Source organism: Bradyrhizobium sp. SZCCHNR1093 (genome assembly GCF_032381175.1).
GTDB lineage: Bacteria > Pseudomonadota > Alphaproteobacteria > Rhizobiales > Xanthobacteraceae > Bradyrhizobium.
This window is the reverse complement of record NZ_JAUHJJ010000007.1, coordinates 163,911-177,301: the sequence shown is the minus strand read 5'-3', so window position 1 is coordinate 177,301 and position 13,391 is coordinate 163,911. Positions and strand designations below refer to the sequence as shown.

12 protein-coding genes are annotated in these 13,391 nt (G+C 65.0%); 4 read left to right on the top strand and 8 right to left on the bottom strand.

Annotated elements, in window-relative coordinates; translation table 11 throughout:
• Nucleotides 1-16: 16 nt before the first annotated feature.
• The 3 genes from QX070_RS22630 to QX070_RS22620 are packed head-to-tail and all read right to left on the bottom strand — an operon-like array spanning nucleotide 17 to nucleotide 3,779.
• Complete coding sequence (locus QX070_RS22630) at nucleotides 17-2,392, bottom strand: xanthine dehydrogenase family protein molybdopterin-binding subunit (protein ID WP_315739310.1); 2,376 nt, start codon at nucleotides 2,390-2,392, stop codon at nucleotides 17-19.
• Nucleotides 2,389-2,922, bottom strand: coding sequence for a (2Fe-2S)-binding protein (locus tag QX070_RS22625; protein ID WP_315739309.1), 534 nt, complete (start codon nucleotides 2,920-2,922; stop codon nucleotides 2,389-2,391). The genes QX070_RS22630 and QX070_RS22625 overlap by 4 nt, the downstream gene beginning before the upstream one ends.
• On the bottom strand, nucleotides 2,919-3,779 hold the full coding sequence (locus QX070_RS22620) for a xanthine dehydrogenase family protein subunit M (RefSeq protein ID WP_315739452.1): 861 nt from the start codon (nucleotides 3,777-3,779) through the stop codon (nucleotides 2,919-2,921). Before QX070_RS22620 ends, QX070_RS22625 begins: the two co-directional genes overlap by 4 nt.
• Nucleotides 3,780-4,041: 262 nt before the next feature.
• On the opposite strand from QX070_RS22620, the gene QX070_RS22615 reads away from it, so the two are divergent.
• Entirely contained in the window at nucleotides 4,042-4,680 is a 639-nt protein-coding gene (locus QX070_RS22615; RefSeq protein ID WP_315739308.1) for a TetR/AcrR family transcriptional regulator, read from the top strand.
• Between the two features lie 72 nt (nucleotides 4,681-4,752).
• Here the strand turns inward: QX070_RS22615 and QX070_RS22610 are convergent, their stop codons facing one another.
• The 5 genes from QX070_RS22610 to QX070_RS22590 all read right to left on the bottom strand — a co-directional run bounded on the left by QX070_RS22610 (nucleotide 4,753) and on the right by QX070_RS22590 (nucleotide 8,633).
• Nucleotides 4,753-4,965, bottom strand: coding sequence for a hypothetical protein (locus QX070_RS22610; protein WP_315739307.1), 213 nt, complete (start codon nucleotides 4,963-4,965; stop codon nucleotides 4,753-4,755).
• A 196-nt stretch (nucleotides 4,966-5,161) separates the two neighbouring features.
• Entirely contained in the window at nucleotides 5,162-6,607 is a 1,446-nt protein-coding gene (ccoG, locus tag QX070_RS22605; protein ID WP_315739306.1) for a cytochrome c oxidase accessory protein CcoG, read from the bottom strand.
• Between the two features lie 37 nt (nucleotides 6,608-6,644).
• Nucleotides 6,645-6,848, bottom strand: coding sequence for a DUF2892 domain-containing protein (locus QX070_RS22600; RefSeq protein WP_315739305.1), 204 nt, complete (start codon nucleotides 6,846-6,848; stop codon nucleotides 6,645-6,647).
• Between the two features lie 61 nt (nucleotides 6,849-6,909).
• Nucleotides 6,910-7,350 carry a thioredoxin TrxC gene (gene trxC / locus QX070_RS22595; RefSeq protein WP_315739304.1) on the bottom strand — a complete coding sequence of 147 codons (441 nt, stop codon included), beginning with the start codon at nucleotides 7,348-7,350 and terminating at the stop codon, nucleotides 6,910-6,912.
• Nucleotides 7,347-8,633, bottom strand: coding sequence for an FAD/NAD(P)-binding oxidoreductase (locus tag QX070_RS22590; protein ID WP_315739303.1), 1,287 nt, complete (start codon nucleotides 8,631-8,633; stop codon nucleotides 7,347-7,349). The genes trxC and QX070_RS22590 overlap by 4 nt, the downstream gene beginning before the upstream one ends.
• Nucleotides 8,634-8,729: 96 nt before the next feature.
• Between QX070_RS22590 and QX070_RS22585 the strand changes: the two genes are divergently transcribed.
• From QX070_RS22585 to QX070_RS22575, 3 genes are all read left to right on the top strand, one after another.
• Entirely contained in the window at nucleotides 8,730-9,059 is a 330-nt protein-coding gene (locus tag QX070_RS22585) for a metalloregulator ArsR/SmtB family transcription factor (protein ID WP_315739301.1), read from the top strand.
• A gap of 124 nt (nucleotides 9,060-9,183) precedes the next feature.
• Entirely contained in the window at nucleotides 9,184-10,173 is a 990-nt protein-coding gene (locus QX070_RS22580) for an efflux RND transporter periplasmic adaptor subunit (protein WP_315739300.1), read from the top strand.
• Nucleotides 10,170-13,391, top strand: coding sequence for an efflux RND transporter permease subunit (locus tag QX070_RS22575; protein WP_315739299.1), 3,222 nt, complete (start codon nucleotides 10,170-10,172; stop codon nucleotides 13,389-13,391). The genes QX070_RS22580 and QX070_RS22575 overlap by 4 nt, the downstream gene beginning before the upstream one ends.

The following is a 13,391-nucleotide window of genomic DNA, read 5'->3' as shown; positions in this document are numbered from 1 at the left end:
CCCTCATTCGTATTTCTTAGAACCGGTTGAGCGCCTTGAGCACGCGCGCAGGCGTGATGGGAATGGTGTTGATGGAGGCGCCGAAGGGCATCAGCGCATCGTTGACCGCATTCAGCACACAGGCCGACGCGGCCGCGGTGCCGGCCTCGCCGCAGCCCTTTGCGCCGAGAATGGTGTCCGCCGTCGGCGTCTCGACGTGATCGATGGTAATGTCCGGCATCTCCATCGCCATCGGCACCAGATAGTCGGCCATCGACCCGTTGAGCAACTGGCCGGTCTCACCGTAACGGCACTCCTCGAACAGCGCAGCGCCAAGACCCTGCACGACACCACCGCGCAACTGCTCGTCGACCAGCATCGGGTTGATGATCCGGCCGCAATCCTCGACGACATAGTGCTTCAGCAGCCTGATGAAGCCGGTTTCGACATCGACTTCAAGGTAGCTGCCCTGAATGCCGTTGGTGAAGGCAAAGGGATAGCCCTGCGGCGCGAAATGATGGCTGACCGTCAGTTGCGCCTGAGTGCCCGGTGGCAAGGTGTCGGACCGGAAATAGGCGATGCGCGCGATCTCGGCGACCGGCAGACGCGTCTGCCCCGTCGCGACACTGACGATCTGGCCGTCGACGACGTCGAGCGCGGCGGGCTGCTCCTGCAGCACCAGCGCGGCAATCTCCAGAATGTTCGCCTTGAGCTTTCGCGCGGCCTGCAGTGCCGTCTCGCCACCAATGCCCGCGCCGCGGCAGGCCCAGGTCGCACCACCATGCGGCGTGACCTCGGTATCGCCGGTGACGATCTTGACGTGCTCCTGGGCGAGGCCGAGCTGGTCGGCGACGATCTGGCTGATGATCGCCTCGGTGCCCTGGCCCTGCTCCGTCACGGAGATCGCGCAGCGCACCTCGCCCGACGGCGTCAGGCTGACGGTCGCGCCATCCTGCGAGGAGATGCGCGCGCCGCCGACGCCGTAGAACGCCGGGCTCGGGTTGGTGATCTCGACGAAGGTCGCAATGCCGATGCCGCGATAGATGCCGCGCCGATGCAGCTCGGTCTGCTCGGCGCGCAGCGCGTCGTAGTCCATGATCTCGCGCAGCCGCCGCAGGCAGACCTCGTGCGACAGCGCCTCGAACCTGTAGCCGCTCGGCGAGGCCGTCGGATAGGCATTGTCGGCGATCACGTTCCTGGCGCGCATGCAAAACGGGTCGATCCCGACGCGGCTTGCGGCGAGATCCACCATGCGCTCGGTGACCGCGCAGGCGATGGGATGTCCGACCGCGCGATACTGGCTGGTCTGCACCTTGTTCTGGAACACGACCTCGAGCGCGGCACGATAGGACTTGAAGTCATACGGCGCACCGATCAGGCGGATGACCTGATTGCCTTCGACGACGCTGGTGCGCGGATAGGTCGAGAACGCGCCGATCGCCGTGGCATCGTGGACGTCCATGGCAAGGATCTTGCCCTCGGCGTCGACGGCCATGCGCGCGCGGACATGGTGATCGCGGGCATGAATATCCGACACGAAGGACTCGATGCGGTCGGCGACGTATTTGACCGGGCGCCCAAGTAGGATCGACAGCCCGACAACCGCCATGTCCTCGTGGTAGACATGCAGCTTCATGCCGAACGAGCCGCCGATATCGGGCGCGATCACGCGCACGCCGGCTTCCGGGATGCCGTAGTGGCGAGCGTACAGATCCTGGAACTGGTAGGGCGTCTGCGTGGCGTGGTGCACCGTCAGCGCGCCGCTCTCGGGATCATAATCCGCGACGATGGCCCGCGGCTCCAGCGTGACCGGGGTATGACGGCCGAAGCTGAATTCTTCCTCGATCACATGCGCGGCCGACGCGAAGGCCTCATCGACGCCGCCGCTGTCGAGCTGCGTGCGGAAACAGATGTTGGACGCCGCAACCGGATTGACCAGCGGCATCCCCGGCCGGCGCGCGGCGTCGAGATCGACCACCGCCGGCAGCTCCTCGTAGTCGACCGAGATCAGCTCCAGCGCATCCTCCGCGATCGCCCTGCTCTCGGCGACGACGGCAATCACGGCCTGTCCGGCCCAGACGACGCGATCCACCGGCAACGGCAGCTGCGGCTCGGACGTCATGCCCTTGAAATGATCGAGCGTCCCGGTCCAAGGCGTGCAGATCTTCGCAAGATCAGCGCCGGTCGCGACCAGATGCACGCCCGAAAGCGCCCGCGCTGCATCGACCTCGATGCGGATGATCCGTGCATGAGCATACGGGCTGCGCAGGAAGGCTGCGTACAGCATGCGAGGCAGGCGAATGTCGGTCACGTAGCGCCCGCGTCCGGCGAGCAGCCGCTTCGCATTCGGTCGCGGCACGGAGCGGCCGATATAGGAATTCGGACGGTCCAGCGAGGTCAGCGGCGCGCTCATCGCGACGAGCCCTCCGCGTCCTGCGATGCCGTTGCCGACCGCGCCGCAGCCACCGCGGCGATGGCGTCAACGATCGCTTCATATCCGGTGCAGCGGCAGAAATTGCCCGAGAGCGCGTCGCGGATGGTCTCGCGACTCGGCCGTGCAGCACGGGTCAGCAGCTCATGAGCGGTGATCAGCATGCCCGGCGTGCAGAACCCGCATTGCAGCGCATTGCGCCGATGAAACTCGGCCTGCAGGTCGGCGATCACGCCGCTCTCCGAGAGCCCCTCGATCGTATCGATCCGCGCGCCATCGGCCTGCACGGCAAACATCAGGCAGCCATGCACAGCAGCGCCGTCGAGCTGAACCAGACAGGCGCCGCAGGCGCCCATTTCGCAACCGGCATGCGTGCCGGTCAATTCGAGCTGCTGGCGAAGACAATCCACCAGCGTGTCGCGAGGCGCGACGTCACAAGCCACCTTGCGGCCGTTGACGATGAGGCGAATGCGGACCTGCTCGTCGGCCTCGATGTCGACCGGCGCGCTCATGCGGCATCTCCGATCCGTCCCAGCAGCCGGCCGAGCAGAACGCGTGCGAGATGCAGGCGCATCGCCGCCGGAACATCGTCGCTGTCAGCAGGCGCGAGATCGTCATCAAGCGCAGCCTGGGCAGCCGCAATCCGTCCGGCATCGATCCGGCCGCCCGTCAGCGCTTCCTCCGCATGTCTAGCACGGGTCGGGACATTGCCGACCGAGAAGAACGCAATGCGGATGCGCTCGATCAGATCGCTCTGACAGGTCGCGAGCAGGCCGCAACCGACCAATGCATAGTCGCCGCGCCGGCGGGCCAGCTCATCGAACGCAATGCGCTGGCCGGCTTTGAAGAGAGGAACATGAACTGCGACGAGGAGCTCGCCTGACGCGATCGCCGTCTCAAAAAGGTCGATGAAGAAGTCATCGGCTTTGACGCGGCGCCGGCCGGACGCACCGGCAATCTCGATCTCGGCGTCGAGCGCCAACACCATCGCCGGAAATTCGGAGGCCGGGTCGGCCAGCGCGACACTGCCGCCCAAGGTCCCGCGATTGCGGATGGCAGGGTGCGCAACAAACGGCGCTGCGGCGCGCAACAGCGGCGCAAACTCAGCGATCAGCGGATCGGTCAGCATCTCGCAGTGCCGGGTCAAGGCGCCGATCCGCAACCACTCGCCGTCCCGCGTGACGCCGCGCAGCTCTGCAATGTGATTGATATCGATCAGAATACGCGGCGCCTGAAGACGCAACGCCAGCGCCGGAACCAGACTCTGGCCACCGGCAATGAAGCGTGCATCGTCGCCGGCGCCCGCATGAGCTTCGAGCGCCTCGCCGATCGTGTATGCACGAAAATAGCTGAAAGCCCTCGCTTTCATCCGTTCCTCGCCGCCAGGGCTCGCCAGCCCGGAGTCCCAGATTTGTGACCATCTGGTCTTAAAAGAGTTGCACGCGGCGGCAGCGCGGTCAACCAGAAACGAACGATTGGTCACAAATCTGCTTTCGGGTATCAAGCAGGCTGTCGCCGCAATCGATGAGACCATGGCTAAGACCTCAAAGACAGCGAACGCTGAGACAAACGGCCGCGTTGGTGGAGGCCCGCGAAGAACCGACGGCCGCCCTCGCGCGAGGCGCCGCAACATGCGCGCCGCCGACCGCGAGCGCGTGATCGTGGATGAAGCCATCCGCTTTTTCGCCGAGCGCGGCTTCGAAGGCCAGACGCGGGAACTCGCGAAGCGCATGGGTATCGCGCATTCGGTGATCTACCGGCACTTCCCCAGCAAGGAAGCCCTCATCGAGCGCGTCTATCAGGAGGTCTATCTGAGCCGCTGGTCGCAGGATTGGGGCCCGCTGATCCGCGATCGCAGCCATCCGCTGAAGGCACGGCTAACCGGATTCTATCTCGACTATGTGGCGCGCGTGTTCGAATATAATTGGGTGCGGATCTTCGTGTTCTCGGGCATGAAGTCGTTCGGCATCACCGGTCGCTATCTCGACCTCGTCCGACGCGAGATCATCGAGCCTGCCGCGATCGAGCTGCGGCATGAATTGCAGCTCCCAGACGCCGCCACCTGCCCTCTCGGCAGCCGCGAGACGGAGATGTTCTGGGGACTGCACGGACGCATCTTCTATCTCGCGATCCGAAAGTTCATCTACGAGACACCCGTTCCATCCGACCTCGAGCAAACCGTGCGTGATGCGATCGACCTCTTCATGGACGGCGCCAGACTGGCGCTCCCGCGGCTCGTGCACGACGATCAGGCCGGAACAGCACGATGATCCGGCCCGTCGTCGGCGGCGATCTTGAGCAGGCTCTCCGAGGATACTGCACATGCCTGCCGGCTGCGGCCCTCACGCCGTTCGGCTACGCCCACCATTGCGGCTGATCTTCGCGGCGACGAGATAGGATAGCGGCATGGCGACGACGAATCCGACCAACGCCGCCAACGGGAGGTCCTTCATCGGGCTCGCAACCAGCCCCTGCACCGTCAACAATGCCGTAACCGCACTGCCTGCAAGCACGGTGCCCAGCATGACCCAGATGAGAATTGCGACCTTGAACATCTGTCTTTCTCCGCCAGTAGGAAAGCTTTCGATCCCTTGACGCGAGAATGCTCTGCTTGCGACTTCGAGCCGGCATTGATTTGGAACAACCGGACTCAGCAATCGAGGGAGGAGCGACTGCTCCTCCCTCGATCAGTCCCGATAAGCCCACGGAATGCCGCGGACGCCTCATGATCGGCGATCGAACGACACTGCTCTATCGTGTCGCTGGAACGAAGTGATCTCGCTTGCTGACCGAAGTACCAGTCGCCGGATCCGTGATCTTGATCTCGATGTCCACCGGCGCGGAGGGAAGGTCGGCTCCCTTGGCCTCGATCGACATGCGGATCTCGCGGGTCTGGTCCTGGCCGACATCGATCACCATGCGACCGTCCTGCTCGCGCGTCTCGCCGGCCACCGTCACCTTGGCGTTCGGAAGCCCCACGACGTCCAGCACGAAGTCGCGCGCGCCGCGCTTGTTGAGCAGACGGACTGTGTAGTCGTTACGGACGCCGCCATCCGACAACTGCACGAACAGCGGGTTACGTTCATGCAGCACGTTGATGCCCATCGTGCCGCGCGTCGCCAGCGAGTACAGCATGATCCCGCCGACGATCGCGATGAAGCTCGCATAGATGACCGTGCGCGGCCGGATGATCCGGTAGATCTCGGGCTTGCCTTCCTTGCGGCGCTGCACGTTGATGTCGGTGTCGTAACCAATCAGGCCGGTCGGACGGCCGATCTGGGTCATCACGCTGTCGCAGGCGTCGATGCATAGGCTGCACTGGATGCAGCCGAGCTGGATGCCGTGGCGGATGTCGACGCCGGTCGGGCAGACGTTGACGCATTGGTGGCAGTCGATGCAGTCGCCGGCGGGTGCGCCCTGCAGCCGTGCGGCTTCCGCCTTCTTGACCGACATGCGCGGCTCGCCGCGGTCGCCCTTGTAGGTGACGTTGAGCGCCCATTCGTCGGTCAGCGCGGCCTGGATGCGCGGCCACGGGCACATGTAGATGCAGACCTGCTCGCGGGCGTGGCCAGCGAACACGTAGGTCGTCGCCGTCAGGATGCCGATCCAGAGATAGGCGATGAACGGCGCCTGGAGGGTGGCCAGATCCTTCACTAGCGTCGGCGCATCGTCGAAATACAGCACCCAGGCGCCGCCGGTCCACCAGCCGATCATGATCCAGAGGAAGTGCTTGAGCGCGGCCTGGCGAATATGGGTGAAGGTCCAGCCGCGCTTGTCGCTGAGCATGCGCTCACGGCGGTCGCCCTCGGCCCAGCGCTCGACGGCGTAGAACAGGTCGGTCCACACCGTCTGCGGACAGAGGTAGCCGCACCACAACCGGCCGGCCACTGCATTCATCAGGAACAGGGCGACCGCCGCGATGATCAACAGCCCCGTGAAGTAGTAGACCTCCTGCGGCCACAACTCGATGAAGAAGAAGTAGAACCGGCGATGCGGGAAGTCGACCAGCACCGCCTGGTTCGGCATGCCGGGACCGCGATCCCAGCGGACGAAGGGCAGCAGGTAGTAGATGCCGAGCGTGATGCACAGGATCGTCCACTTGATGCGACGGAAGCGGCCGTGCACGGCCGCCGGATAGACCTTTTCGCGCGCCTTGTAGAGCGGCCCGACGATATAGGTTTCGTCCGAGTCAGCCATGATATCCTCGCTTCATCTTGCCGTCCTTCCGACCGATTCAGGAGAACGCGTTGCCGCTCTTGAGCCCCAGCTTCTTGAAGACGATCGCTGCCGGACAGAAGCCCGTGAACGAGGCCTGGATCATGTTCACGCCAGCAAAGGCCGCCAGCAAGAACCAATAGGGACTGACGTACCAGCCCAGGGCCAGACTGAGCAGGACGACGATCCCTGCGAAGGTGAGAACTGCTTTGTCGACGTTCATGACATACTCCCTCATGGTTGCATTTGAGCGTAATCAAGCAAGTGTCGGTCCGGCCGTACGGCTATTGCCGCAGGCCGGACAGTGTCCAGGCGACGATTCGTTGCGAGTCCATCGCACCCGAAATCCGCGCCAGCTCCCGACCCTGCTGCAGCAGCAGCATGGTCGGAATTCCGGAGATGCCGAGCCGTGCCGAAACTTCCGGCGCCTCGTCCGAGTTCAGCTTAAGGAGTTGCACACGCGGCTCCAGCTCCTGGGCCGCACGTGCGAACATTGGCGCCATCGCACGGCATGGGCCGCACCACGGCGCCCAGACGTCGACGAGCAGCGGCAAACTGCTATGCGCGACATGACGCTCGAACGCGGGCTGGTCGACCTCGATCGGATGGCCGCTGAACAGCGGCGTATGACACTTGCCGCATTTCCCCTGCGCCGGCGCCCGGTCCGCGGGCAGACGGTTGATCTGCCCGCAATGGCCGCACACGATCTGCAAGCCGTTGCTCATGTCCCGGTCCTGACTTCCTTGATCTTGGCGATGTTGAGCCGGTCGAGCAGGAACTTCTCGTAGAACGGCTCGGGCGTCCCGCGCCTCATCTTGCGCAGGAAGTACTTCTCGAAGGCGACCTTGGCGTAGTGCACCCACTCCCCCTTCGACGACCAGTTGACGTTGCGCGGCGGGATCTGCGGCTGAGCCAGGAAGGCCACGCCGGAATCGCCGAAATCGGCAAGACAGATCGCGTTCCAGGTCGGCTCGGCTTTTGGCTCCTGGCCGCGCAGCAGCGCCCCGATGTTCAAGGCCGTCGCCGTCACCATCGATTCGATCATGAAACCGGTCTTGGGCACCCCGACCGGCACCGGCGTCGGCCCGATCGGCGGGATCGCAACGCAGACGCCGATGGCAAACACGTTGGGGAAGGTCGGATTGCGCTGATGCTTGTCGACGACGACGAAGCCGCGCGGATTGGTCAGCTTGTCGATGCCTCTGACGGCTCCGACGCCGCGGAATGCCGGCAGCATCATCGAATAGGCGAACGGCAGCTCATGCATCTTGCGGACGGAGCCGTCGTCGGCGATCTCCTCCACGAACATGCGGCCGTCCTCGACCTTGGTGACGCGCGCGCTGGTGATCCACTTGATGTGCTTCTCGCGCATCTCGCTCTCCAGCAAGCCTTTGGTGTCACCGACACCGTCAAGGCCGAGATGACCGATATAGGGTTCGGATGTCACGAAGGTCATCGGCACCTGGTCGCGCAGCTTGCGGCGGCGCAGCTCGGTCTCCAAGATGAACAGGAATTCGTAGGCCGGTCCGAAGCAGGACGCGCCCTGCACCGCGCCGACGATCACCGGGCCAGGCTTCTCGGCCAGCCTGTCGAATGCCGCCTTCGCATGGGCGGCGTGGTCGACATGGCACACGGACTGCGTATGTCCATCCGGTCCGAGCCCTGGAATCTCATCGAAGGCGAGTTCGGGACCGGTCGCGACGACGAGATAGTCGTAAGCCACCATGGCGCCGTCCGTGAGCTCGACCTGGTTCTCGGCGGCGTGCACCCTCTTGGCGCCCTGCGTCAACAGCCGGATGCCCTTGCGCTGCATGACGTCGACCAGATCGATCTCGATCTCGTCGCGCTTGCGCCAACCGACGGCGACCCACGGGTTGGACGGCACGAAATGATAGGAGGACCCCTGCGAGATGACGGTCACGCGATCCTCCTTTCTCAGCTGGGGCAACAATTCATAAGCCATCAGGGAGCCGCTCAGCCCCGCTCCGATCACGACAACATCCGCCATTGGGTCCTCCATCGCCTTGCTTCGTTATTGTTTCGCCAGCAGCGACCTTACGAGCTGGCCTTGACTATATATTCGAATATCTGTATATACGCAACTATGAAATTTAATGCTGACATCATGGAAGCGGCGGCCGACCAGGCCAGTGACCTCTTGAAGGCGCTGTCGAACCGGCACCGGCTCCTGATCATCTGCCAGCTGGTCGACAACGAACGGTCTGTCGGCGAGCTTGCTGCATTCCTCGGCCTGCGTGACTCGACCGTCTCGCAGCACCTCGCACTGCTGCGCAAGGACGGCCTGGTCACAGCGCGGCGCGAGGGGCAGACGATCTACTATTCGATCACCAGCGAGCCGGCTCGCGAGGTCCTGAAGACCCTCTATCAGGTCTATTGCGCAACGCGGCCGCCGAAACCTGCGCCGAGACTATGACGGCGCGATCCCGCCGACTTGACTAGCATCAAGTGGGAACCCGCATCCCGGTGGGATGTCTGTACCGCCCACGGATGTTTCGCTTTACCCGATTTAGGTCAATAGAAGAGACAGGAATAGGCTGATGCGCAGATTATCGGTCCTGAGCTTGGTCGCCGCGATGGCGTGGCAGGCGGCGCCGGCCCTTGCGGAGACGCTGACGGTGGCGCCACGGCAGGTCGCCGACGAGAAGGCGGTGTTCGCGACGGTGGAGAGCATCAGCGTGGTCCCTGCCCGCGGCCGCATCGGCGGCACCATCGTGCAGCTTTCGGTGCGCGAAGGCGACCCGGTCAAGCGCGGCCAGCCCATCGCCTTGATCGGCGATGAAAAGCTGGCCCTGCAGATCAAATCGCTCGACGCCCAGATCGAAGCGCTGCAGGCGCAAGCCAACCAGGCGCAGATCGACTTCACGCGCACCGAGGGCCTCGTCGAGCGCGGCACCCTGCCCCGCATCAAGCTCGACGAGACGCGCACGGCGCTCAACGTCGCCGAGAACGGGCTGCGGGCCAAGACCGCCGAGCGTGCCGTGGTCAACCAGCAGATGAGCGAAGGCCAAGTGCTGGCGCCCGACGACGGCCGCGTGCTGAAAAAGCTCGTTGCCGTCGGATCGGTCGTTCTGCCGGGCGATCCCGTGGTGACCGTGGCGCAGCAGAACTTCAAGCTGCGACTGCGCGTGCCCGAGCGGCACGCTCTCTTTCTCAAGGCGGGCGACAGGGTGCGGGTCGACGGCGCCGAGTTCGGTGACAGCGCCGACAAATGGGGTGTGATCGACCTGGTCTATCCGCAGATCGAGGAAGGCCGTGTCGTGGCCGACGCGATCGTCTCCGGTCTCGGCCAGTATTTCGTCGGCGACCGGCTCCGGGTCTGGATCTCCGGCGGCCAACGCGATGCCTACGTGATCCCGCAGCGCTACGTCACAACACGGTTCGGCATCGATTATGTCCAGTTGCAGCAAGGGACGCAGAAGGTGAGCGTTCCGGTGCAGCGCGGCCGCGCTCTGCCGAGCGCCGATCTCCCCGATGGACTTGAAATCCTGTCCGGCCTGCGCGCTGGCGACCAGTTGGTGCAGCCGTGAAACTCGGACTCTCAGGCAAGCTTACCCAGGCGACCATCGCCTCGCCGCTGACGCCGCTGTTTCTGCTCGCGGCGCTCGTGGTCGGCCTCATCGCCGTCGTCGTGATCCCGCGCGAGGAAGAGCCGCAGATCAGCGTGCCGATGGTCGACATCCGCGTCAACGCCGACGGCCTGCGTGCGCCTGACGGCGTCGAGCTCGTGACCAAGCCGCTGGAGACCATCGTCAAGGCGATCGATGGCGTCGAACACGTCTACAGCCAGACCGAGGACGACCGTGTCATGGTCACCGCGCGGTTCCTGGTGGGGACCAAGTTCGAGGACGCGATCCTGCGCGTCCACGAGAAGCTACGCGCCAACCTCGACCGCATCCCCGTCGGCATTCCCGAGCCGCTGATCGTCGGCCGCGGCATCAACGACGTCGCCGTCACCGTGCTGACGCTGTCGCCGAAGCCGGAAGCCGCCGGGCGCTGGTCGGACAAGGACCTCTACGAGCTCGCCGACAAGCTGCGTGCGGAGCTGACCAAGGTCGACAATATCGGCCTGACCTATATCTCCGGCGGCGGCGCCCAGCAGATCCGGGTCGAGCCCGATCCGGAAAAGCTGTCGCTGTTCGGCGTGACTCTGCAGCAGCTCGTCGCCAAGGTGAAGGACGCGAACCGCTCGTTCCTGGCCGGAGACGTTCGCGACGGCGGTGTCGTGCGCAACGTCGCCGCGGGCCAGACGCTCACGGGCATCCCGGACATCGGCCTGCTGCTGATCTCGACGCGCGACGGCCGTCCCGTCTATGTGCGCGACGTCGCCACCGTCGTCATCGGCCCCAACCTCGCAGAGCATCGCGTCTGGGATGACGCCCGCACCGACAAGGGCGACTGGCACCGGGTGCCGGCGGTGAGCCTCGCGCTCGCCAAGCGCGCCGGCGCCAATGCCGTGGTGGTGTCTCACGACATCGCGCAGCGCCTCGAAGGGCTGAAGGCCAGTCTCATTCCGAGCGACGTCGCAGTCACGGTGACGCGCGACTACGGCGAGACCGCCAACGAGAAGGCCAACGAGCTGCTGTTCCATCTCGGCCTCGCCACGATCTCGATCGTCGTGCTGATTGCGGTCGCCATTGGCTGGCGCGAAGCCCTCGTCACCTTCGTGGTGATTCCGACCACGATCCTGCTGACGATGTTCGCCGCCAATCTGATGGGCTACACGATCAACCGGGTCAGCCTGTTTGCCCTGATCTTCTCGATCGGCATCCTGGTCGACGACGCCATCGTCGTGGTCGAGAATATCGCGCGCCATTGGGGCATGCATGACGGCCGGCCGCGCCTGCAGGCCACCATCGAGGCGGTCGCCGAAGTCGGCAACCCCACCGTTGTCGCGACCTTGACCGTGGTCGCCGCCCTGCTGCCGATGCTGTTCGTGTCGGGACTGATGGGCCCCTACATGGCGCCGATCCCGGCCAACGCCTCGGCGGCGATGCTGTTCTCGTTCTTCGTCGCCATGGTGGTGGCGCCGTGGCTGATGCTGCGGCTGGCTCCGAGGTCGACCAGCGCCTCGGCAGGCTCTCATGACGCGCATGGCGAAGGCCGTCTCGGACGCATCTACCGAAGCGTCGCGCGCCCGATCGTCGCCAGCAAGCGCTCCGCCTGGATCTTCCTGCTCGGCGTCGGTATCGCCACCTTGCTGTCGATGACCCTGTTCGCCACCAAGTCCGTCACCGTCAAGCTGCTGCCGTTCGACAACAAGTCGGAGATCGCCGTGATGGTCGATCTGCCCGAAGGCGCGAGCCTGGAGGATACCGAGCGCACGCTGTTCGCGGCCGCCGACATCGCGCATGGGCTGCCGGAGATCACGACCGTGCAGAGCTATGCCGGCACGGCGGCGCCGTTCAACTTCAACGGTCTCGTGAGGCACTATTATCTGCGGGAGCGGCCCGAGCTCGGCGAGCTCCAGGTCAATCTCGCCGCGCGCGGCGACCGCAAGCGCGCGAGCCACGACATCGCGCTCGAGCTGCGCCAGCGGCTGAAGAGCATCCCTGTGCCGGCCGGCACCAGCATCAAGGTGGTCGAAGTGCCGCCCGGGCCTCCGGTGCTCGCCACCCTGCTGGCGGAGATCTACGGTCCGGACGCGGCGACCCGGCGCGCCGTCACCACCGAACTCAAGAAGGTCTTCGCCGACCTTCCCTTCATCGTCGACATCGACGATTCCATCGGTCAGCGACGACCGCGGCTGCGACTGTCGATCGACCAGGACAGTCTCGAGTTCTTCGGTGTCGAGCAGCGCGACGTCTACGACACGATCCAGACGCTGTTCGGCGGCGTCTCGGTCGGCTACTCGCATCGCGGCGAAGACCGCAATCCGATCGAGATCGCCGTGCGTCTGCCGAAGCACGACAAGAGCTGGAGCCAGGCCCTGGCATCGACGCCGGTGCCCGCCAACACGGTGCCTGGCAGCAAGACCGTCGTCGAACTCGGCCAGGTCGTGAAGGCCACCATGGAAGAGGGGTCGCCGACGATCTTCCGCCGTGACGGCCGCTTTGCCGACATGGTGATGGCCGAACTCGCCGGCCGCTTCGAGGCTCCGCTCTACGGCATGCTCGCGGTCGCCGACCGGATCGACGCCCATGACTGGGGCAAGCTGCCGAAGCCCGTGATCGGCTTCCACGGCCAGCCCAAGGACGAGTCCCGTCCGACGCTGCTGTGGGATGGCGAATGGGAGATCACCTACGTGACCTTCCGCGACATGGGCGCCGCATTCGGCGCCGCCATCCTCGGCATCTACGTTCTGGTCGTGGCGCAGTTCAAGAGCTTCCGGCTGCCGCTGGTGATCCTGACGCCGATCCCGCTGACCCTGATCGGCATCCTGCTCGGCCACTGGTTACTGGGCGCGCCGTTCACGGCGACGTCGATGATCGGCTTCATCGCGCTGGCCGGCATCATCGTCCGCAACTCGATCCTGCTGGTCGACTTCATCCGGCACAGCGGCGGCGAGGGCAAGACGTTGCGCGACGTCGTGCTGGAGGCCGGCGCCGTGCGCTTCAAGCCGATCCTGCTGACGGCGCTCGCGGCGATGATCGGTGCGGCGACGATCCTGCTCGACCCGATCTTCCAGGGGCTGGCGATCTCGCTGCTGTTCGGCCTGGCCTCATCCACCCTGCTCACCGTGCTCGTGATCCCCGCGATCTACATCGCGCTGCGCGAGCCCGGCAAACCCACCACGAAGATGTCCTAG

Bases quoted from the DNA above. Each gene is read 5' to 3' on its own strand.
- QX070_RS22625 (WP_315739309.1), bottom strand. From the start codon at position 2,922: ATGAGCGCGCCGGTCGACATCGAGGCCGACGAGCAGGTCCGCATTCGC.
- ccoG (WP_315739306.1), bottom strand. From the start codon at position 6,607: ATGGCTGACTCGGACGAAACCTATATCGTCGGGCCGCTCTACAAGGCG.
- trxC (WP_315739304.1), bottom strand. From the start codon at position 7,350: ATGAGCAACGGCTTGCAGATCGTGTGCGGCCATTGCGGGCAGATCAAC.
- QX070_RS22610 (WP_315739307.1), bottom strand. From the start codon at position 4,965: ATGTTCAAGGTCGCAATTCTCATCTGGGTCATGCTGGGCACCGTGCTT.
- QX070_RS22580 (WP_315739300.1), top strand. From the start codon at position 9,184: ATGCGCAGATTATCGGTCCTGAGCTTGGTCGCCGCGATGGCGTGGCAG.
- QX070_RS22620 (WP_315739452.1), bottom strand. From the start codon at position 3,779: ATGAAAGCGAGGGCTTTCAGCTATTTTCGTGCATACACGATCGGCGAG.
- QX070_RS22585 (WP_315739301.1), top strand. From the start codon at position 8,730: ATGAAATTTAATGCTGACATCATGGAAGCGGCGGCCGACCAGGCCAGT.
- QX070_RS22615 (WP_315739308.1), top strand. From the start codon at position 4,042: ATGCGCGCCGCCGACCGCGAGCGCGTGATCGTGGATGAAGCCATCCGC.
- QX070_RS22590 (WP_315739303.1), bottom strand. From the start codon at position 8,633: ATGGCGGATGTTGTCGTGATCGGAGCGGGGCTGAGCGGCTCCCTGATG.
- QX070_RS22600 (WP_315739305.1), bottom strand. From the start codon at position 6,848: ATGAACGTCGACAAAGCAGTTCTCACCTTCGCAGGGATCGTCGTCCTG.
- QX070_RS22630 (WP_315739310.1), bottom strand. From the start codon at position 2,392: ATGAGCGCGCCGCTGACCTCGCTGGACCGTCCGAATTCCTATATCGGC.